General features: G+C 72.8%; 16 protein-coding genes. 10 read left to right on the top strand and 6 right to left on the bottom strand.

Annotated features, from left to right (window positions below; translation table 11 throughout):
* Nucleotides 1-6 precede the first annotated feature (6 nt).
* From ACIA8Q_RS16475 to ACIA8Q_RS16495, 5 genes are all read left to right on the top strand, one after another.
* Nucleotides 7-1,035, top strand: coding sequence for a dipeptide epimerase (locus ACIA8Q_RS16475; RefSeq protein ID WP_360210244.1), 1,029 nt, complete (start codon nucleotides 7-9; stop codon nucleotides 1,033-1,035).
* Nucleotides 1,032-2,348 carry an MFS transporter gene (locus ACIA8Q_RS16480; RefSeq protein ID WP_360210246.1) on the top strand — a complete coding sequence of 439 codons (1,317 nt, stop codon included), beginning with the start codon at nucleotides 1,032-1,034 and terminating at the stop codon, nucleotides 2,346-2,348. The genes ACIA8Q_RS16475 and ACIA8Q_RS16480 overlap by 4 nt, the downstream gene beginning before the upstream one ends.
* Complete coding sequence (locus ACIA8Q_RS16485) at nucleotides 2,345-3,577, top strand: ATP-grasp domain-containing protein (protein ID WP_360210248.1); 1,233 nt, start codon at nucleotides 2,345-2,347, stop codon at nucleotides 3,575-3,577. Before ACIA8Q_RS16480 ends, ACIA8Q_RS16485 begins: the two co-directional genes overlap by 4 nt.
* Before the next feature lie 85 nt (nucleotides 3,578-3,662).
* Nucleotides 3,663-4,685 carry a 2,3-diaminopropionate biosynthesis protein SbnB gene (gene sbnB, locus ACIA8Q_RS16490; RefSeq protein ID WP_360210250.1) on the top strand — a complete coding sequence of 341 codons (1,023 nt, stop codon included), beginning with the start codon at nucleotides 3,663-3,665 and terminating at the stop codon, nucleotides 4,683-4,685.
* A 21-nt stretch (nucleotides 4,686-4,706) separates the two neighbouring features.
* Nucleotides 4,707-5,645, top strand: a complete 939-nt coding sequence (locus ACIA8Q_RS16495; RefSeq protein WP_360210252.1) for a hydroxyacid dehydrogenase — start codon at nucleotides 4,707-4,709, stop codon at nucleotides 5,643-5,645.
* A gap of 47 nt (nucleotides 5,646-5,692) precedes the next feature.
* Here ACIA8Q_RS16495 and ACIA8Q_RS16500 read toward each other — a convergent pair whose 3' ends face one another.
* Entirely contained in the window at nucleotides 5,693-7,996 is a 2,304-nt protein-coding gene (locus ACIA8Q_RS16500; protein WP_360210254.1) for a DUF2156 domain-containing protein, read from the bottom strand.
* Between the two features lie 183 nt (nucleotides 7,997-8,179).
* Between ACIA8Q_RS16500 and ACIA8Q_RS16505 the strand changes: the two genes are divergently transcribed.
* From ACIA8Q_RS16505 to ACIA8Q_RS16520, 4 genes are all read left to right on the top strand, one after another.
* Nucleotides 8,180-9,085: an oxidoreductase gene (locus ACIA8Q_RS16505; protein WP_360210256.1), complete on the top strand. Its 906-nt coding sequence runs from the start codon at nucleotides 8,180-8,182 to the stop codon at nucleotides 9,083-9,085.
* A 275-nt stretch (nucleotides 9,086-9,360) separates the two neighbouring features.
* Nucleotides 9,361-11,304 carry a PAS domain S-box protein gene (locus ACIA8Q_RS16510; RefSeq protein ID WP_360210258.1) on the top strand — a complete coding sequence of 648 codons (1,944 nt, stop codon included), beginning with the start codon at nucleotides 9,361-9,363 and terminating at the stop codon, nucleotides 11,302-11,304.
* A gap of 78 nt (nucleotides 11,305-11,382) precedes the next feature.
* On the top strand, nucleotides 11,383-11,985 hold the full coding sequence (locus ACIA8Q_RS16515) for a TetR family transcriptional regulator (RefSeq protein ID WP_360210260.1): 603 nt from the start codon (nucleotides 11,383-11,385) through the stop codon (nucleotides 11,983-11,985).
* A gap of 160 nt (nucleotides 11,986-12,145) precedes the next feature.
* Nucleotides 12,146-12,796: a cysteine hydrolase gene (locus ACIA8Q_RS16520; RefSeq protein WP_360210261.1), complete on the top strand. Its 651-nt coding sequence runs from the start codon at nucleotides 12,146-12,148 to the stop codon at nucleotides 12,794-12,796.
* Between the two features lie 80 nt (nucleotides 12,797-12,876).
* Here ACIA8Q_RS16520 and ACIA8Q_RS16525 read toward each other — a convergent pair whose 3' ends face one another.
* The 4 genes from ACIA8Q_RS16525 to ACIA8Q_RS16540 form a co-directional block, all read right to left on the bottom strand.
* The gene (locus tag ACIA8Q_RS16525; RefSeq protein ID WP_360210263.1) at nucleotides 12,877-13,167 is read right to left on the bottom strand and encodes a hypothetical protein; all 291 of its coding nucleotides are present in this window, start codon (nucleotides 13,165-13,167) and stop codon (nucleotides 12,877-12,879) included.
* A 53-nt stretch (nucleotides 13,168-13,220) separates the two neighbouring features.
* Complete coding sequence (locus ACIA8Q_RS16530; RefSeq protein ID WP_360210265.1) at nucleotides 13,221-13,589, bottom strand: hypothetical protein; 369 nt, start codon at nucleotides 13,587-13,589, stop codon at nucleotides 13,221-13,223.
* A gap of 16 nt (nucleotides 13,590-13,605) precedes the next feature.
* Nucleotides 13,606-16,506, bottom strand: a complete 2,901-nt coding sequence (locus tag ACIA8Q_RS16535; protein ID WP_360210267.1) for a CHAT domain-containing protein — start codon at nucleotides 16,504-16,506, stop codon at nucleotides 13,606-13,608.
* Nucleotides 16,507-16,832: 326 nt separating this feature from the next.
* A complete protein-coding gene (locus tag ACIA8Q_RS16540; RefSeq protein ID WP_360210384.1) occupies nucleotides 16,833-17,063 on the bottom strand; it encodes a hypothetical protein in 231 nt (76 codons plus the stop codon).
* Between the two features lie 391 nt (nucleotides 17,064-17,454).
* Between ACIA8Q_RS16540 and ACIA8Q_RS16545 the strand changes: the two genes are divergently transcribed.
* Nucleotides 17,455-18,387 carry a Gfo/Idh/MocA family oxidoreductase gene (locus ACIA8Q_RS16545; protein WP_360210269.1) on the top strand — a complete coding sequence of 311 codons (933 nt, stop codon included), beginning with the start codon at nucleotides 17,455-17,457 and terminating at the stop codon, nucleotides 18,385-18,387.
* A 26-nt stretch (nucleotides 18,388-18,413) separates the two neighbouring features.
* Here ACIA8Q_RS16545 and ACIA8Q_RS16550 read toward each other — a convergent pair whose 3' ends face one another.
* Complete coding sequence (locus ACIA8Q_RS16550; RefSeq protein WP_396317350.1) at nucleotides 18,414-21,080, bottom strand: SAV_2336 N-terminal domain-related protein; 2,667 nt, start codon at nucleotides 21,078-21,080, stop codon at nucleotides 18,414-18,416.
* Nucleotides 21,081-21,087 lie beyond the last annotated feature (7 nt).

The raw sequence follows: 21,087 nt of genomic DNA on the forward strand, positions 1-21,087 counted from the left end.
GGAGCAATGGAACTGGTACTGCACGAGGTGGACCTGCCGCTGCGGCATCCGTTCGGCACCGTGCACGCCACCGTCGCCGTGCAGCAGAGCCTGATCGTCGAACTGCGGGACGGCGAGCACCGCGGCTTCGGGGAGGCCGCCGGCTTCACCTTCTTCGGGTTGTCGCTGGCCGAGGTGCGGGAGCCGCTGGAGCGGGCCCGGCGGGTGATCGAGGCGGACCGGATCGACGATCCGGCGGACTTCTGGGACCGGATGTCGAAGCTGCTCGGCAACAGCTTCTCGCTCTGCGCCCTGGACCAGGCCGCCCACGACCTGTGGGGCAAGCGCCTCGGCGAGCCGGTCTGGCGCCTCTGGGGACTGACCGCGGACCGGCTCCCGACCAGCGACTACTCGATAGGCATCGACACCGTCGAGCGCATGATCGCCAAGATGGAGGAGTTCTCCGGCTGGCCGATCTACAAGATCAAGCTCGGGACGCCCGACGACATCGAGGTGGTCCGAGCCCTGCGCCGCCACTCCGACGCGGTCTTCCGGGTCGACGCCAACACCGGTTGGACAGCCGACCAGGCCATCCGGAACGCGGCACAACTCGGCCCTCTGGGAGTGGAGTTCATCGAACAGCCGCTCCCGGTCGGCCGGTGGGAGGACCAGCGCCGGGTCCACCGGGAGTCCGAACTCCCGGTGATCGCGGACGAGAGCTGCCTCACCGAGGACGACGTCGAGCGCTGCGCCGGGGCCTTCCACGGGGTGAACATCAAGCTGACCAAGTGCGGCGGACTGACGCCCGCCCGCCGGATGATCGCGAAGGCGCGCGAGTGCGGCCTCACGGTCATGGCCGGCTGCATGGTCGAATCGACCGTCGGCATCTCCGCCATCGCCCAACTGCTGCCCCTGCTCGACCACGTCGACCTGGACGGCGCGCTCCTGCTGGACCGTGACGTCGCCCGGGGCGTCCGGGTGGAGCTCGGGCGCCCCGTCCTGCCGCGGGAGAACGGCACCGGCGTCACCTGGCTCGGCGACGGGACGCCGCGTTGACCCGAACCGCCGGGGGCGCCCCCGCCGCCGGGGCCGCCGCCGGCCGCCCGGGCCGCTGGGGCCTGCCGTCGATCGCCGGGCACGGCCGGCTGCTCGCCGCCGCGGCCGCGGACAGCACGGGGAACGGGCTGTTCCTGGCCTTCGAGGTGCTCTACTTCCTGGACCGGACCGGCCTCCCCCTGGGCCGGGTGGGCCTGGCGCTGACCCTGACGCACGTCCTCGCCCTCCCGGTGCCGGCCCTGGTCGGCACGCTGGTGGACACCTTCGACCCGCGCCGCGTGGCGGTGCTCGGGAACTGCGTCTCGGCGCTCGGCTTCGCCGGGTGCCTGGCCGCGCACTCGTTCTGGCAGGTCGTCGCGGCCGGCCTCGTCGTCCAGACCGGCATCAACACCTACTGGACCTGCAGCGGTTCGCTCGTCGCACTGGCGGCCGGACCGGGCGAGCGCACCCGCTGGTTCGGCCTGGTCCGGGCGCTGCGCAACGCGGGGATCGGCCTGGGCGGAGCCGTGTCGGCCTTCGCCGTCGGGCTCGGCGGGGTCGGCTCCGTACGGTGGCTGGTGGTGGCGAACATCGCCAGCTTCCTGGCCTCGGCGGCCCTCATCGCCACCTGGCGGCCCCCGCGGGGCGAGCGGCCGGCCGAGCCGGTCACCGACCCGGTCAGCGAGCCGGTCTGCGAGCCGGCCGCGACGGGCGGCTACCTGACGGTCCTCCGGGACGGGCGCTTCCTGCGCCTGGTGGCGGTCAACCTGGTCTTCGTGCTCGCCGCGCTGGTCCTGAACGTGCTCCTCGCCGTCTTCCTCGTCGAGGCGCTGCACCAGTCCGCCTGGACGGCGGGTCTGCTGCTGACCTGCAACACCGTCGGCATCACCGTGCTGCAGACCGCCGTGACGGGATGGGCCGAGCGCTTCGCGCGGACCCGGGTGATCGGCTGCGCCGCGCTGCTGTACGCCCTGGCGTTCGGCGTCTGCGGCGCCCTGGTCGCCGCGCCCGAAGGGGCGGTGCTGCCCGGCCTCCTGCTGGCCGTCCTGGTCTACACGCTGGCGGAGATGCTGCAGTCCCCGCTCATGGCGGACGCCGCCGTGGCCGTGGCGCCGGAGCGGCTCCGCGGGCGGTACCTGGCCCTGATCCAGTCGTCCTGGAGCCTCGGCGGAGCCACGGCTCCCGTCCTGTTCTCCACCCTGATGGCCCGCGGGCCGGTGTGGCCCTGGGTGTGCCTGGTGGCCCTCAACCTGCTGGTGCCGGCGGCCCTGATCGGCCTCGACCCGCGCGTCCCCCCGCTCCCCGCCCGAACCCCGAAGGAAGGCCGACCATGAAGAGGCTGCTGCTGATCGAAGGCAACGGAGTGGCGGGTGAGGACCTCATCGACGCCGCCCGGGAACACGGTGCGGAGGTCCACGTCGCGACGCACGAGGACCTCTACGAGAAGTACCGGCCCGAGCTGGTGGCGAAGATCGCGGGCGTGGTGCTGACGGACTTCTCGGCGCCGGACGCGGCCGTCGCCCAGCTGGCCGGCTACTGCGCCGACAACGGCGTCTCGGGCGTCATCTGCGGCTGGGAGTTCCTCTCGCCGGTCGCGACCAGGGTGGCGGCCGAAGCCGGGCTGCCCGGCAACGACCCGGCACTCGCCGACGCCTGCCGCAACAAGCGCCTGATGAGCCTCGCCTTCGAGGCGGGCGGCGTGCCCGCACCCCGCACCCTGGTGGTCGACTCGCTCGACACCGTGCTCGACCGCATCGCCGACCTGGGGCTCGCCTTCCCGCTGGTGGTGAAGCCCGCGGAGAACGCCGGATCGGTGGGCGTCACCGTCGTCGCGGCCGCCGACGGCCTCGCCGAGGCCTTCCGGCTGGCCCGGAGCCAGCCGTACGAGATCCCGCACCGCATCGCCCTCGAAACCACCGTGGTCATCCAGGAGTACGTCGAGGGGCGGGAGTTCAGCGTCGAGACGATCGTCTTCGAAGGGCGGTTCCACCACCTCGCCGTCACCGAGAAGTTCACCACCACCGGTGCCACCCGCGCCGAGACCGGACACACCACACCGGCCGACCTCGACGAGACCTCCCGCGGCGCCCTCGTCGGCGCCGCCGAACGGGCGCTCGTCGCGCTCGGATTCCGCAACGGCGTCGCCCACGCGGAACTCAAGCTCCTGCCCGGCGGCGGAGCCAAGGTCATCGAGGTCGGGGCCCGGCCGCCGGGCGACCACATCCTCAAGCTGGTCCGCCACGCCACCGGCGTCAGCGAGGCCCGCGCCTACGTCCAGGTCGCGCTGGGCGAGGAGCCCACCGTCGTCGGCGAGCGCTCCGGGGCCGCGGCGATCCGCTTCCTGGCCCCCGACCGCGCCGGCACCGTCACGCGGATCGGCGAGGTGCCGGACTCTCCCGCGGTGATCGGCAGCACCTGGTTCGTCGCCCCGGGCGACGAGGTCGAGAGCGCGCTGGACAACGCGACCCGGCTCGGCTTCGTGATGCTGGCCGCGTCCAGCGCCGCCGAGGTCAACGCGATCGCCGACGAGGTCGTCGGCGCCCTCCGGGTGGACATCGCATGACCGGCCGGTGAGCCGCGCCCCCGGGCCGGATCCCGTCCGCCCCACCCCTACCCCCCGATTTCCCCGCATCCCCAAGGAGCAACCCATGTCCTCAGCACCGCAGTTCTCCGTCATCGGCGGCGACGTCGTCAACGAGGTCCTCGACGACCCGCAGGCGATCGTCGACCTGGTGCGCCGTGCCTACGTCGCCCACGGCGAGCAGCAGAGCGTCAACCCGCCGAGCTACTTCCTGCGCTTCCCCGACCGGCCCGACTCCCGGATCATCGCCCTCCCGGCCTCGCTCGGCGGCGACTTCGGCGTCGACGGCATCAAGTGGATCTCCAGCTTCCCCGGCAACATCACCACCGGCCTGCCGCGCGCCTCCGCCGTGCTCATCCTCAACGACCACGAGACCGGCTACCCGTTCGCCTGCCTGGAGAGCTCCATCATCTCCGCGACCCGCACCGCCGCCTCGGCCGCGCTGGCCGCCGCGGAGCTGCACGCCGGACGCACCCGCCCCCGCACCGTGACCTTCTTCGGCACCGGCCTGATCGCCCGGTACATCGAGAAGTACCTGAACGGCACCGGGTTCGAGTTCGACCGGATCAGCATCTTCGACACCGACGAGCGCTACGCCGAGGGCTTCCGGTCCTACCTGGCCGGCCAGGGCCGTACCGCGGAGATCGTCGTCGTCCCGACCGCCGAGGAGGCGATCCGCAGCTCCGACCTGGTCGTCTTCGCCACCACGGCCGGCACCCCGCACGTCCAGGAGCTCTCCTGGTTCGCGCACAACCCCACAGTGCTGCACATCTCGCTGCGCGACCTGTCGCCCGAGATCATCCTCGGCTCCACCAACATCGTGGACGACGTCGAGCACTGCCTGAAGGCCGACACCTCCCCGCACCTGGCCGAACAGCGCACCGGCAACCGCGAGTTCATCGACGGCACGCTGTACGACGTGCTGACCGGCAAGGTCCGGCCGGGCACCGACCGGCCACTGGTGTTCTCCCCGTTCGGCCTCGGCGTCCTCGACCTCGCGGTCGGCAGCACCGTGTACCGCGAGGCCCGGCAGCGCGGCCTCGTCGCCCCGGTCGAGAACTTCTTCCACGACCTCGCCCGCCACGCCTGACCGATCGGAGAACCGAACACCGTGGACCAGCCCGTCGTCCTCATCGCCGACCCCCTGCCCGCCGAGACCGTCGCCGGGCTGGGCCCCGGGTTCGACGTCCGGCACTGCGTCGGGGCGGACCGCGCTGCCCTGCTCGCGGCCGTCCCGGCCGCCGACGCCCTGATCATCCGCAGCGCCACCCGGGTCGACCGGGAGGTGATCGAGGCCGCACCCCGGCTGCGGATCGTCGCCCGGGCGGGAGTCGGGCTCGACAACGTCGACACCGCGGCCGCGGCCGCGGCCGGCGTGGCCGTCGCCAACGCGCCGGAGTCCAACACCACCAGCGTGGCCGAGCTCGTCGTCGGCCTGATCATCGCCTCGCTGCGCCGGATCCCGGCGGCGACCGCCTCGGTCCGGGCCGGCGAGTGGCAGCGGGCCGCGTTCGGCGGGACCGAACTCGCCGGCAAGACCGTCGGCATCCTCGGGTTCGGCCGGATCGGCCGCCTGGTGGCCCGCCGGCTGGCCGCCTTCGACATGCGGATCGAGTGCCACGACCCCTACGTGAGCGCCGAGGCCGCCGCCGAACACGGCGCGCACGCCGTCCCGCTGGACGAGCTGATGCGCAACGCCGACGTCCTCACCGTCCACCTGCCGCGTACCCCGGAGACGGTGGGCATCGTCGGCGACGCCGAACTGCGCCTGGCCAAGCCCGGGTTGCTGGTGGTGAACACCTCGCGCGGCGGCATCGTCGACGAGGCCGCGCTCGCCCTGGCCCTCAAGGAGCAGCGGATCGCGGGCGCCGCCCTGGACGTCTTCGAGATCGAACCGCCGCTCGGCTCGCCCCTGGTGGGCCTCGACACCGTGCTGGCCACCCCCCACATCGGGGCCGGGACGAGGGAGGCGCAACTGCGGGCCGGCCAGGACGCCGTCCGCGCCGTCCGCGCGGCCCTGTCCGGCGGGCCAGGAGCCGCCGGCCGCTGACCGCGGCGAGCCGCGGGCCCCGGTGCGGGCTCGGGCTCGTTGCGGGATCAGGCCCGGTGCGCGGGCACCTTGAGCAGGTCGCGCACCGAGGCCGAGGGGAGGTAGCAGCGCAGCAGGGACAGGCCGATCCGGGGCAGGTCCGCCTCGTCGCGGTAGAGCAGGTACATCGGCTCGTAGCGGGGCTGGAACTTCGCCTTGAAGGCGTGCAGGGAGCGGAAGCCGTAGTAGGGCTCCATGGCGCCGCCCAGCTGGTCGAGGATCCGGTCCAGGACGGTGGGGCTGTCGGCGGTGCCGGTGCGGGCCAGCGGAGCGCCGGACAGCGAGAGGAAGCGGGCGCCGTCCTCGCGCAGGGCCAGGCAGCTGGAGGCGATCATGAACTCGACGACCGGGCGGAAGCCGTCCCGGCGGCGCATCATGTCCAGCGTCCAACCGCGCGGCGAGGCGTCCTCCCCGTACACGGGCATCCAGGACGTCACGCCGTGGATGTGGTCGTCGGCGTCCATCGCGAGGCCGACCCGCATCCGGGGGTCCAGCGCCTCCTCCACCCCGCCGAGGGTGAAGCCCATCTCCGGCAGGCCCTTGTCGCCGACCCACTCCTCGGAGATCCCCCGGACCTGGGACTGGATCTGCCGGGGCTGGTCGGCCAGGGCGACCAGGCGGAACTCGACGCCCTCCTTCCGGGCCCGGTTGAGCGCGGTGCGCACGTCCTGCCAGGCCTTGCCGCGGAACTCCAGGTCCGGCAGCTCGATCACGGTGTCCTCGGCCACCTGGGCGGCCCGCCAGCCCAGGCGGTCGGTGACGGCCGCGGTCTCCTCGCCGGCCGAGAACAGGCAGGGCACCAGGCCCGCGCGGTCGCACATCTCGGCGAAGCCGGTGATCGTCGCGGCCCGGCCCGGCGCGGCGCCGACCGGGTCGCCGAGCGCCACCGCCACGCCCGCGTGCGTCCGGTAGGCGATGTACCCCTCACCGTCGCCGTCGGTCCCGGCCGGGGCGCCCCCGGCGGGTGCGTTCCCGGGGGACGCGCCCCCGGCGGGGCCGGTCCAGGACGGGACGTCCCGGGGCGGTCCGTTCCCGGACGGGCCGCCGCCCCGGGTGAAGAAGTAGGAGTTGTCCGGCCAGGTGGTCATCCAGGACAGGTTGCCGCCGCCCCGGCGCATCAGCAGGTCCGCGGCCTGCTCCTGCGGAGCGGCCTCCGCCGCGGGGGCCGGCCGGCCGGCGCCGGGGGAGCCGCCCGCCGCGGTGCCGCCCGCCGCGGTGCGGCCGGCCCCGGAACGGTGCGGCAGCCAGCGGTGCGGCCGCCGCGCCTGGAACGCCTCCCGGCCGACGAGCAGGACCAGCAGCTCCGCCGTCCACAACACGGCGGTGGGGACGAAGACGGCCGCACCGGTGACGGTCACCTGCTCGCCGAGGATCTTCCCGATCACGTACACCACGGCCACGACCAGGCCCAGCAGGGCGTTGACCAGACAGAGCAGCACCGTCCACTGCCAGGAGAGCCGGCGCCCCTGGCGCAGCCCGTTGACCAGCAGTGCGATCAGGGCCACCGAGATCAGGACGTTCCAGGCCGATCCGCCCTGCCCCGCGGTGTCGCCGAGCGGGCCGCGGCTCGGCGACAGCCGGACCACCACCAGGATCGTCGCGATCAGCACCAGGCCGGCCACCGCCAGCAGCCGCCACTCCCGGCGGCTGAGGTGCCCGGAGGTCGGATGCGCGCCGGGCACCCTCAGCCAGTGCGTGGCCAGCAGGCCGCCGGCGACGGCGAGCGCGTGCTCCAGCTCGACCAGACCGCCGACGTAGAGCAGCCACACCCCGACGTAGGCGATCAGGCCCAGGCGCAGTCGCTGGCGCCACGGCGAGGCCAGGGCCGCCGACACCACCGCCCCGGCGCACAGCGCACCCGCCGAGAGGCCGACGTCCAGGGCGTGCGACTGCTCGACGGCCCAGGACCAGCCGGTCCGGCGCAGCACCAGCAGGAGCAGCGCGGCCAGCAGGACGGCGCCGAGCTGGCCGGCGACGGTGACCGCCGCGGCCCACCGCGTGCCGAGCCGCGACTCCGCCAGCCCGACCAGCAGCGCCGCCCCGAGCAGTACCAGCAGGTAGTCGACGGGGGTGGCGCACAGTACGGCGCCGGTCACCGGGGTCCACCAGCGGCCCGCCTCGAACGACGGCAGTCCGTAGGCCACGTCCGGGTACCAGGAGCGGTCGGACACCGAGTGCCACAGGCCGCCGACCGCCAGTCCGGTCACCAGGATCACCGCGCACACGGCGACGGTGAAGGGGAACCGCCGGACCGTGGCGGCCGCGGCGGTGCGGGCGGCACGGACCCGCTGCGGTTTCGTCTCTCCGGGCACCTCGCACCTCCGCAACGGCGGGGCCGGTCCGGTCCGGGCCCCGCTCGGGGAGGGCCCCGGAACCTCCCGGCCAGTCTATGGGGATTCGGTGGCCGGGGCCGGGCGGCGGCTCCCGGGTGCCGGTGGGCCCGCCACTCCGATGTTGTCATTGACAACATCGGGGTGGGGTGGCAGCCTGGCGACATGAGCACACGCCCCCGGGCCTGGACCGCCGCGGACCTCCCTCCGCAGACCGGCCGCACGATCGCCGTCACCGGCGCCACCAGCGGAATCGGCGCCGTCACCGCACGGGAACTCGCCGCGGCGGGCGCCCACGTGGTGCTGGCCGTCCGGGACACCGGCCGGGGCGAGGCGCTCGCCCGGACCCTGCCCGGGAGCACCGAGGTGCGGCGGCTCGACCTCGCGGACCTCTCCTCGGTGCGCGCGTTCGCCGCCGGCTGGCAGGGCCCGCTCGACGTCCTGGTGAACAACGCCGGCGTCATGGCGATCCCCGAGGCCCGCACCGTCGACGGCTTCGAGATGCAGTTCGGGACCAACCACCTCGGCCCGTTCGCCCTGACCAACCTGCTGCTGCCGCACATCACCGGACGCGTCGTCACCGTGGCCTCCAACGCGCACCGCAGGCCGGGGGTCGACATCGACTTCGACGACCTCGACTCCCGGAACTCCTACCGCCCCTGGCGGGCTTACCAGCAGTCCAAGCTGGCCAACCTGCTGTTCACCCGCGAGCTCCAGCGGCGGCTCACCGCGGCCGGATCCCCGGTGACCGCGCACGCCGCCCACCCCGGCTACGCCGCCACCAACCTCCAGAGCGGTGCCGCCGGTTCCGGACAGCGCCTGATGATGGCGATCGCCAACCGCGTGATCGCCCAGTCCGAGCAGCAGGGTGCGCTGCCCTCCCTGTACGCGGCCACCCAGCCGCTGCCCGGCGCCAGCTACACCGGCCCCGACGGGCGCGGCGAGCTGCGCGGCTACCCGGCCCCGGCCCGGCTCAGCCCGCGCGCCCTCGACGACGCCGCGGCCCGCCGGCTGTGGGACGTCTCGGAGGAGCTCACCGGTGTGCACTTCCCCGACCTCGCGGGTCGCTGACCGGGGTGCACGCCCCCGGCCTCGCGGGTCGCCGACCGGCCGCTCAGTCGTTCTGCCCGCCGTCGCTGCCGGGCACGGCGGGCTTGGGGAGGTTCCGCTGACCGGTGACGCCGGTGGCCGGAACGCCACCTCCTGCCCGGATCGGTCGGGTTCCGACACCGTGCGCACAGGTTCGGACGATTCGGTGCCAGTACGCGACACCCTGTCTCGAAACAGCCGGAAGTGCGGTGGGATTGCCCGAAATTACCACCACCACTGAGGCAGCTGAGGTCGGCATGACACAGGCGGGCGGGACGGCGGACGATCCGGCCAGAACCGGCAGGGGCACATCGGAGATCGCCGAGGAACGGTGCCGGGGGCTGCTGGAGGCCGCGCCCGACGCCATGGTCATCGTCGACGACACCGGGACGATCAGGCTCGTCAACGCCCAGACGGAGGCGCTGTTCGGCTACCGGCGCGAGGAGCTCCTCGGGCGGCCGGTCGAACTGCTGGTGCCCGGCCGGTTCCACGCGCACCACGTCCGGCACCGCGAGCACTACGCCGCCAACCGCCAACTGAGGCCCATGGGCGCCGGGTTGGAACTGCACGGACTGCGCAAGGACGGCACCGAGTTCCCCGTCGAGATCAGCCTCAGCCCGCTGGAGACCGTCGACGGCCCGCTGGTCTCCGCCGCCGTCCGCGACGTCAGCGAACGGAAGGCCGCGGAGCAGCGGATCAACGAACTGGCCGGGCTGGTCGAGTCCTCCCAGGACGCCATCCTCGCCATCACCCTCGACGGCGACATCACCTACTGGAACGCCGCCGCCCACCGGCTCTACGGGTACACGTCCGCCGAGGCCGTCGGCTGCCACGTCAGCCTGCTGGCGCCGCCGAACCGGCGCGACGAGGTCGGTGCCGTCCTCGACCGGCTGCGCGGCGGGGAGAAGGCCGAGCACTTCGGCACCCTGCGGGCCACCCGGCTGGGCCGGCTGCTGGACGTCGACGTCACGCTCTGGCCCACCCGCAGCGCCGACGGCCTCGTCACCGGTGCGTGCGCCATCATCCGCGACATCAGCGACCTCAAGCGGGTGGAGGCCGAACTCACCGCGCTCTACGAACAGCAGCGGCACATCGCGCTCACCCTCCAGCGCAGCCTGATGGGCACGCCCCCCGCCATCCCCGGCCTCGCCACCGCCCACCGGTACCGGCCCGCCACCCAGGGCGCCGGCGTGGGCGGCGACTGGTTCGACCTCATCCCGCTCGGCGCCGGCCGGGTGGGGATCATGATCGGTGACGTGATGGGCCGCGGCCTTGAGGCGGCCGCCGTCATGGGCCAACTGCGCTCCGCCGCCCACGCGCTGGCCGCGGTCGGGCTGGAGCCGTGGCGGCTGATGCAGGCCCTGGACACCTTCGTCGCCGGCCTGGACGTCCCCGACCAGATCGTCACCTGCTGCTACCTCGTCATCGCCCCGGACACCCGGGAGGTGACGGTCTGTTCGGCCGGCCACCTGCCCGTGCTGGTCACCGCCCCCGGCGAACCGGTCCGGGGGCTGGACGCCCCCGTGAGCGCCCCGCTCGGCGTCGGCGGCGTGCCGCACCAGCAGAACTCCGTCGTCCTGCCGCCCGGCACCACGCTCGCCCTCTACACCGACGGCCTGATCGAGACCCCCGGAAGCGACATCGAGCAGCGCCTGACCGACCTGACCGCGATCCTGGGCGGCGCCCTCACCGGCGGCGACGACCTGGAGGCCGCCGCCGACCACGTCCTCGGCCTCGTGCTCCCGGACGCCGCCCAGCACGACGACGACGTCACCCTGCTGTTGGCCCGGCTGCCGAGGGCGCCCCTCGCCTCCGCCGCGATCGACCTGCCGGCCATCACCGCCTCCGTGCCCGAGGCCCGGTCCTTCGTCGGCAAGGTGATCGCCTCCTGGGGCGGGTCCGACCGGGCCGCGGACGCCCAACTCCTCACCTCCGAGCTGGTGGCCAACGCCGTCCAGCACGCCGAGGGCCCCGTCCGGCTGAGCCTCTACCGGCACACCTGCGAACTCGCCGTGGAGATCGCCGACCGCAGCCCGCAGGTGCCGCACCCCCGGCTGGCCGAGAAGGACGCCGAGTCCGGCCGCGGCCTGTTCCTGGTCAACGCCCTCGCCGACAGCTGGGGCGTGCGCCCCGCCGTCGAGGGCAAGACGACCTGGTTCACCCTCTCCCAGACCCCGACGGACACGCCGCCGAACGGCTAGGGCGCCGCGGACCTAGCGCGAGCCGGGCCGGACCTCCCGATTCCAACCGGCCGGTTGGGTGCTCCGTATCCTGGCCGCATGGCATGGGACACCGCTAGGACGAAGGCGCTGCTGCTCGACGCCGCCGTGGACGAGTTCGCCGCGTACGGGCCCGAGGGCGCGCGGATCGATCGCATCGCGGCCGCGGCCGGGATCAACAAGGAACGGATCTACCCCTACTTCGGCGGCAAGCGGCAGCTCTTCGCCGCCGTCGTCCAGCGCGAGTTGGAGCAGCTCGCGGCGGCGGTGCCGATGGAGGACGAGGCGACCGGCCGGGCGCCGGACCTGCCGGAGTACGCGGGGCGGGTGTTCGACTACCACCTCGCCCATCCGCACCTGCTGCGCCTGCTGCAGTGGGAGGCCCTGTGCGGCGACGCCGCCTCGCCGGTCGCGGGTGAGGAGCTGCGGGCCGCCCACTACGCCGAGAAGGTCGCCGCCGTCTCCCGTGCGCGCGGGGAGGGGGCGCGATCCGCGGGTGCCCCGCTGCCGCCCGAGGAGCTGCTGTACGCCGTCGTGGCGCTGGCCGGCTGGCAGTTCACCGCGCCGCAGCTGGTCCGGATGATCACCGGCCGGACGGCCGACGAGGACCCGGCCGGCCGGCGGGCCGCCGTCGTGGACATGGTGCGCCGGCTCGCGCTCTGATCCCGCTGCAGGGCTCTGATCCTGCACGCCCCGTCTCGCGCGCCGGTCCCGCGCGCTTCGATCCCTCGCGACCCGATTCCAACTGACTGGTTGGAAACGGGTCGCGTTCGCGCTAATCTCCAACTCGTCAGTTGGAGATTTCTGTGCAAGGAGCCCGACCATGACGGTCACGTCCGCACGCCCGAACGCCGCCCTCGTCCTCATCGAGTTCCAGCGCGAGTGGCTCGACCCCGAGCACGGCCGCCTCAACCACCTCGTCGAGGACCGCGACCTGCTCGACACCGCGGTGCGCGGCGCCGCCGCCGCGCTGGCCGCCGCCCGTGCGCACGGCGTGCCCGTCGTGCACGTGCCGCTCCTCCTCGCCCCCGGCGCGCCGGAGCTGCAGAGCTGGACCCCGGCGCGCCTCGGCCTGCGCGCGGCGATCCCCGCGGCCGGCACCTGGATCCAGGGCAGCCCCGGCGTGGAGTTCGCCGACGGCTTCCACCCGGCTCCCGGTGAGCCGGTGGTGCGCGGCCGCGCGGGCGCCAGCGCCTTCGCCGGATCCTCCGACCTCGACCTGATCCTGCGCCGCCTCGGCGTCACCGACCTCTACCTGGCGGGCTTCGCCACCCACGTGTGCGTGGAGTCGACCCTGCGCGAAGCCCACGACCGCGGCTACGGCGCCCACGTCATCCACGACGCGTGCGCGGCCTTCACCCGCGTCCAGCAGGACCACGTCCGCGCCCACGTGATCCACCACTTCGGCGCCGAGACCGACGCCGCCGCCTTCGCCGCACACCTCGGCACCCCGGTCGCCGGCCCCTGCCGGTGAGACGCCCGACTAAGCGGTCCCCGCCGGCAGGGTCGCGGGTGCGGCGTCCTGGGGCGCTCCGGTCGGGCGGACGGCCCTCGTCATGGGGCGGGATCGACGAGGCGGGCAAAGGTCTGATCGATCCCCGACTCCCTGCAGCTGTTCAGGACGGCCAGATGAGTGTGCACGGCCTGCCTCGCCTTCTCGTCGGGAACGCTCCCGCCGAACCAGATCTGGGGATCGTCCTCGGTCATCGCCAGGACCTCGAAGGCCATCGGCTTCAACAGCTCGTTCTCGTTCTCCCTGACGACCTGGCGGGCCTGCCCCCAGTCCGGCGTGGAGAGAAATCGGCGGAATGCGATCATGGTGTCGTCGATCCATTCTATGGACATCTGAAAAATCTCCCAACGGCCGAGGTTGTGGGAACGTTTCCCATCGTTGCGGATCAGCCCCGATCCAGCTCGACGGGGTGCCTATTCATGACGTTGTTGGTGTGACCATCGGCGTCGATTATTTCATCGGTCTGGAGGATATCTGCCGATCTTATTGAACGGTCGGCGTTATTGCGGTCGAGGTATCTCTTGATCCATTCGGAGGCGATATTGACGGTGATTCCCGCCGGTATCGTCAGTGCTATGGTCAACAACTGGACGCCGTCGCCTCTGTGTTCGATCTTCGACGCGCTCAGGCCCACGCCGTTATCGGATACGGGCGCGCGCGTGTCGCCCGCCGCGCCGGCATCCTTCTCGATGGCGGCTTTGAGGCGCTCCGCGGCTTGCGTATCCGAGAGTTTCACCTTGAGTCGGTAGCTCATCGTTCTTCCTCATCGCTCAGGCGGACCGCCGCCCGGTCGTTTTCGCCTTCGGGTCGCCCACGACGAACCAGGGGGACCACCAGGCGGGGTCCGTCGGGTACGCCTCATCGCTCCCCGGGATGAGGGCTTCGACGTCGCGCTCGCGCACCCTGCGACGCATCGTCTGTTGCGCCCAGGCGACCGCCGGACCGACCGTGAGCGGCCGGTCGGGTGCCGGCCACGGACGGTTCGGGCCCGTCCCGCAGAGAGCGGAAACGAAGAGGTCTGCGAAGAGCAGGCCGGCTTCGTCCGGAACGGGGGCCAGACTGACGACGGCGGCCCGGGCCCCGGTCGCGACGATGAGCTGGCGGACGACTCCGAGGAACTCGTTGTTCTCCCTCTGGGAGAAGTCGCCCGTGCTGCATCCGGTCAGGAGGACGACGTCAGCGCCGAACCTGCGTCCGGGAACGCTGAGCAGGTCCGTGGGCCGGGTCCAGGTGCCGTCTAGGGAGAGCAGTAGTCCGTGGGGCTCGGCATGGCATGCCAGATGGAGGAGGCCGACGTCGCAGCCGCCAGTCAGGAACTGTTCACAGTGCGCGGTCACGAAGCAGGCGGACCCGGGCTCGTCGGAGAAGAAATCGCGCCTGGTGATCTCCACTTCCCGGTCGACGAGGCCGAGGGGTTTGTAGTCCCCTCCGTTGCACGCCACGCCGAGGTAGGCGGCCTTCCGCTCGACCTGCATCGCGTACGGGGCGTGGGTGCGCAGATGGCGCAGGACGCCGGCTGCCGGAACGACCGACACGGTGTAGCGCTCGCCGAGCGTGCGGTCGGGCGCGGAGGGAGCGGGGGCGGGCAGCAGGTGCCACGGAAGGCCGATGAGGAGGGAATCGGGGGAGATGATCAGTGTGTCGATCCTGTCCGTGAGCGGACCGATCAACTGCTCTGTGGGGGGAAACCCTCTGCCGTGCAGATCGTCGCCCTCGCGGCCGGCAGCCACGGCCGCATCGACGGCAGCCGTGGTGATGCCTGCCGCGACCTCGACGGTCACGCCGGTGCGGGTCACGGTGGAGCGCAGGGGAGTTCCGTCGTGCCACCGGTAACTGAGGTAGGCCTCCCCCGGGGTCAGGAGCGCCTGGAGCTCATCGGGGCCCACGGGAGGTGAACTGAGCAGCTCAACCCGCTCCGGCTCGTCGTGGTAGAGGCGTTGGAACCGATCGGCGACCTGGTGGTCGAGCGCGTTCAGGCCGTCCTGCTGCAGCTGCAGTTCCTCCTCCATCGCTGGCAGCCGACTGGAGAAGTGCCCTCCGATCAGTGCTCCGGCGATCACCAGCTCGAGATCGTCGCGTTCCCGTGTCAGGTTCTGCCGGCGCGTCATCAGCTCCGACAGCGTGACGTCGTCCGCCGCGACGGAGGTCCAGGTCTCGTCCTGAAGGTGCTGGTCCTGGAACGAGCGCGCCTTCGGAGCCTCGCTGAGCAGCCAGACCAGCTCGTCCCACACCCGGCGGTCACTCACGGACGCAGCCGATCTGATCGCCTTGCCGGCGAGGATGCGAGCACCGTCGGCCACGACGGTCCGGTCGTTGATCTCGCGCTCACTAGGCGCTCGCAGGCTAGGCCGAGCCTGCTCGTACCTCTTCAGGGCCTCGACGGCCGTGTACATCCACTCGTCGCCGCCGGCCTGTGCCAGCGTGACCGCCAGCCCGAAGCTGGCTGCCGCCGCCTCTACGGGGCGGTCTGCATGAGTGAAGGACTCCGCCGCCCGACGGAGCAGGGGGAGGCGGCGCGGATCCGGTGCGCCGCCGGGCCTCTGCGGCCGTAGTACCTGTCCCGCCACGAATTCCGCCATGCCGGCCCCCCACCAGTCGCCGGCGGCTTCGAGATCCTCAACGGCTTTCAGGCACGTCGAATAGCACGTCTCGCGGTACTCCGGACGCGCCAAGCCGAGGAGGCTGTACTCGTACGCGGCCTGGTACCTGGACCGCCCTGCCTCGCCCACCTGGCCGACGGCCTCGAACAGCCCGGCCGCGCGCTCGTACTCCCTCGCGCGTTCGATCCGCAGGTCGAGCAGGGCAGTCAAACCTCCGGACCGCACGGCGCTCTCGTCGGCGTTCTGGCCAAGACTCCGGGCCCGCTGATACCGGCACTGCGCCTCCATGCGGGTGTCTCCGGCATCCGCGTACTCGTTCGCGATCTCGAGGAACCTGTCCGCACAGCCGCCGAGAGTGACGCGCAGTCCGTCCAGGGCCTGTCGTGCGAGGTCTTCGGAGGCCGGAAGGCTACGGGCCAGGGTGAGCGCGATGTCGTACTCGTGGGCGGCTTCGCCGAACTCGCGCAGAATCCGAAGATTGTGCGCGAGAGCAAGCCTGAAGGTCGCCTCGGTGTCCCGGTCGCCCAACTGTCCGACGACGGCTGCGGCCCGCCGCGCCGGATCGACGGCTCCCGTGGGATCCCCCGCCGCCAGCCTTTCCTGCGTCTGGTACCGAAGCGCCACGAGCCGGAGCTTCAGCAGCTGTGGGCTGACTGTGTCCTCGGTTGCGGCAATGAGCCCATCGCTGAGTTCGGTTCCAGTCCATTGGCCGATGTCGGCCAAGACCTCGAGCTTGGCCGCGGAGGCTTCGAGCGCGCCGAACTTGTCTCCGCACGAGGAGAATCGTCTGATGGCCCGGTCGAACCACCAGAGGCTGTCCTCGTGCCGGTCCCCGATGGTCAGCGCGTGCCCGCAGCCGAGAAGTGCTTGGGCTGCAGGGGATGCGAGCCCTTCCTGCTCCAGAATCTCGGCCGCACGGCTGAGCTGTTCGAATGCGGCACTACCGCGCCCCAGCTGGAGCAGGAGTCCGCCCAGCTCGAATCGCGCCGCAGCTTCCGCACCCCGGTTGCCTGCCTCAGTAAAACCCTGGGCGACTTCCGAAAGATCTCGAAGTAATTGATCCGCATGCATAGTATGCGCACTTACATGTGTATCCGTGGAAGGTCGGTGAATCTGGACCGATCGCGACCGTGGGAGGGGATCGGCCATCGGAGGTTTCACCGCAATTCTTACCTTCTCAGGCTATCCACATGTGCCACAACAATCCAGATCCTTCCCGGCAGCTCAGCGGCAACTCGAGGGGCTAAGGCCTTGTCCTATGTGGTGATCTTCGGCAGTCGTCTGTGGCAGGTGATTGACGGCGGCGAGGTCACAGAAGGCCGGGTAGCGTAGGTGGTCGCGTTCGTAGCGGCGGGCGATGCGGCGGTAGCCGGTGAGCCAGGCCATGATCCGCTTGATCACCCAACGGGGGCGGCCCAGGGTCTGGCTCGACTCGACGCCCTTGCGGCGATCCGGGGCAGGATCTGCTGCCTGCGGAGCCATCTCCGCAGTTCGGGGCTGTCATAGGCTTTGACTGCGCGGACCTTGCGGGGGCGGTAGTGCCGGCCCCGTTCCGGGACGTGTTTCATTTGGAGGGCTTGGACCAGCGGCATCAGACCGTGCTGGTCGTGGACGTTGCCGGCGGAGATGCCGACGACGGGGGGGGCGGGCCGCCACGGTCAGACAGGACGTGCACCTTGGAGCCGGGTTTGCCCCGGTCGACGGGGCTGGGACCGGTGTGGTCACCCCTTTTCGCGCGGACGTGCACCGAGTCGACGATCACCCGCGACATGTCGAGCAACTCGAGTTCGAGGCCGTAGACTCGGCCGGGTGATCTTCTGGCGGGGCACGTTTTCGCCACCGGGGAGTGGGTGCGGCTGCAGGGCGGGCCTGCCCGGTAGGAGCGCGCTGGTCGCTCTCGGTAGGCCGACGGCTTCTCGCCGTCCTGCCGCAGCGGAGCGGGGCGGTGGGTTGGTGGGGTGCCGGGCCCGGTGAATAGGGTGGGGGCGATGCTGTCGGCCCGTACCCGTGGAGAATGCGATGACTTCGAGCCCCGCCCCCGACGACGGCCTCCTTCCGATCGGGGTCATCGGGCTCGGTGACATCGCGCAGAAGGCGTACCTGCCGGTGCTGGGCAGGCTGCCGGGGCTGGACCTGCGGTTGATGACCCGGGACGGCGCGAAGCTGGACCGGATCGGTGACGAGTACCGAGTGCCGGCGCAGGCGCGGTTCACCGGTCTGGACGAGCTGATCGGCAGCGGGATCCGGGCCGCCTTCGTGCACGCCGCCACCGACCAGCACGTGCCGATCGTCGAGCAGCTGCTCACGGCCGGCGTCGACGTCTACGTCGACAAGCCGCTCGACTACACCCTCGACGGCGCCCGCCGGCTGGTCGACCTCGCCGACCGGACGGGCCGCTCGCTGATGGTCGGCTTCAACCGGCGCCACGCGCCCGGCTACTCCCAGGCCCTGGAGCGCCCGCGCGACCTGATCGTGCTGCGGAAGAACCGCGAGGGCCTCCCGGAGGCCGCCCGTACGCTCGTCTTCGACGACTTCATCCACGTCGTCGACACCCTGCGCTTCCTCCTCCCCGGCGAGATCGAGCACGTCGACGTCCGCTCCCGCGTGCGCGACGGCCTGGTCGACCACGTCGTCCTCACCCTCGCCGGGGACGGCTTCACCGCGCTCGGCATCATGAACCGCCGCTCCGGCTCCACAGAGGAGGTCCTGGAGGTCTCCGGCGGCGACTCCCTGCGCGAGGTCCACAACCTCGCCGAGGTGGTCGACCACCGCGGCCAGCCCACCGTCCGCCGCCGCGGCGACTGGGTCCCGGTGGCCCGCCAGCGCGGCATCGAGCAGGTCGTCCTCGCCTTCCTGGACGCCGTCCGCACCGGCAAGACCCTCGACGCCCACGACGCGCTGCGCACCCACGAGCTGTGCGAGCACGTCGTGGCCTGCATCGAGGCGGCCTGACGGGGAGGTGTGCGGTCAGGGTCGGCTCAGCGCTGCGTCAGGTGGGGGCCGATGTAGCCGATGTAGATGCGCCCGGATCCCGAGCAGTCGTCGTAGAAGTAGATCCGGAAGCCGTTCGCCCCGGTACCGAGCCTGAGGTGGGCCATCGGCGCGTGGCCCTCCGGGAGGACGTCCCGGGGGAGGGGGAGCAGCCTGCCGAGGTAGGTCTTCTCGGAGACGCCCATGGTGATGCGCCGGTCGGCACGGGCCACCTTCCCCGGGGGGAAGGCCTGACTGCCGGGCGGGGTGTGCTCGCACCACCAGGTGAAGTCGCCGGGCACCCGGCCGCGGACGGCTTCCTCGGCGTACTCCTGAAGGGCCACCAGGCCGTCCCAGCCGGTCCGGACCGGCTTCAGGGATCGGCCGGTGCGGTCGAGGGCCTCGGTGGCGCGCCGGTCTCCGGTGAACTCGATCAGCGGCAGCTCGTCGAGCCTGTCCAGGAGCTCGGTGAACGTCTTCGGGGGCTCCGGGTCGTTCGTGGCCCGCGGCGGCGGGAGCGTCCAGAGGAGGAGGTCCTCTCCGTGCTTGGTGGTGAACGGCACCGATCGGAGCTGACCGAAGGACCGACGGGACCTGTGATCGGCCGCCGCCTCGACGAACGCGTCCTCCGAGAGCCCGAATTCGAACGCCCGTGGTTCGGCGCCGTGCACGGCCGGCCGGCCGACCTGATCGAGGATCCGGGCGGCGGTGATCAGGCCCTCGCCGCTCATGCCCGACGAGGAGAGCGTGACCGCACCGACGTGGACGGCCAGGCGGAGGGAGAGGAAGTGCCGGGGTGAGCGCCGGTTGTGGCTGGCGAGGATGCTGTCGAAGCCCTCGACGACTCCCGCCACGAGCCGACCGGGCGGGAGGTCGCCGGTCAGCAGGATGATGAAGCCGTCGCCGGTGTTTTCGATGATCAGCTCGTCGAGGGGGACTCCGAGCGTCGTGAGCACCTGGTCGGTGATCGAGGCGGTCGTCCGGTGAGCCGACACCTGCCGGGTCGCCTCCATCCCGCCCAAGCCGCGGATGTTGAGCGCGAGGATGAGGATCTCCGGGAGCTCGTCCGCATCCTCCCCGGCCGCCGCGCTCGCGGGCGTCGTCTGCCCGAACGGGAGCTCGTCGGGGTCGACGGGGCGGGTCCCGGTGTCCTCCGGGTCCACCTGGCGGGTCCCGGTGGCCTCGGGGTCGACGGGATCCGGCTCCGGGGCGTCCGGGCGGACCTCGACGGCGGGGAACTCGCCCACCACGACGGGGGACCGGTCGAGGTACGCCGACACCTCCCGCCGGACCAGCTCCTGCACCGCCGTGATGTCCTGGCGGCTCTGGCCGCCGATGAGGGCCTCCCGGACGCCGGGGCGGAACCGGAACGCGTACCCGGTCAGGTCGGTGCCGGGCGGCAGGTCGGCCCAGGGGAGGAAGAGGCCGCCGAGTGCCACCTCGGCCAGGTGCCCGTGGTCGGAGCCCGGGAGCATGGCCCGCCGCACCAGGGTCATCACGGGCAGGGTGAGGGGTACGGCGGCCAGGTAGCCGGCCAGCTGCCGGGCGACGGGGGAGGCCGCGGAGTCGAAGCGCCGCAGCGCGTCGTCCGCGGTGGGCGGCCACCGGTCCCCGGGCGGGGGCGCGGGGTCGGTGGTGCCGTCCGGCCGCCCGACGAGCAGGCAGGCGGTCCGGGTCCACCGGCCGCTGCCGGCGACGAGCGAGGCCAGTGCCGCGACGGAGGACGGCGTCGGGGAGACGACGGGGACGGGCACCCGGTCGTCCGGCCCGGTCCGGCGGCCGGTGACCCGGCGGCGGCCCTGTTCGGCCTTCTGCCAGGTGCGGTTGGGGGCGCCCGGGCGGGGGGTGCGGACGAGGCGGCCCTCGGGGCGGACGGCGCCGCGGTCCCAGAGCCGGCGGGGCAGGACGTCCACGATCGCGACCGGGCCGCCGGCCGCCCAGCGGCTCAGCACCGCGGCCAGGCCGGGACCGGTCCAGCCCGGGCCCGTCAGGTCGGAGAGGACCAGGATCAGTCGGCGTCCGGAGGGGTCCGTGACGAGGGCGGGGCTGCTCGGCGGGCCGCCGGGTGTCCGGGCGACGGTCGGTGCCCCGTCGGCGCCGGTTCCGCCGAGGTGCCAGGTGCGGACGGTGCGGAAGACCCCGGTCTGCCGGAAGGCCCGGACGAGTTCGGTCACCACGTCGTGCCAGAGCACCATGGTGGGGTGGCCGTCCACGACGACGGCGAGGTCCAGCCACCGCTCCCGGGCCGGGCGCAGGACGGGCGTCGGCACCCGCCGTTCGACGGTGGCGTCGACGGTGGCCGGCTCGTCGAGGTCGGGCCGGCCCGAGTGGACCGTCCCGCGGGCGAGCGGTCGCAGGGCCCGCATCACGCCGAGGGCGTCGTCCAGCGCGGGGGCCCGGCGGACCAGGACCGACTCGCCGGCGAGCTCCACCCCGGTACGGGCCCGGTTCTCCGGATCGTCGCGGTAGAGGAGTCCGGCGGGCGCCGCGGTCCGCTCCCGGCCCCGGTGCCGCGGCTCGTCCGTCGCGGTGGCGGCGGCGCCGCCGGGGGCGGCGTCCGGGAGGCCGGTCACGGTGCCGTCGATCATCGTGGCGAGCCAGAGGACGTCGGCCAGCTCCTCGGGGCCGGCCTCGGCCCCCGCCGCCCGGAGCGCCCGGAGCAGACCGTCGATCACGAGGCGC

It is taken from the genome of Kitasatospora sp. NPDC051705, from assembly GCF_044453265.1.
In the GTDB taxonomy this organism is placed as follows: domain Bacteria; phylum Actinomycetota; class Actinomycetes; order Streptomycetales; family Streptomycetaceae; genus Kitasatospora.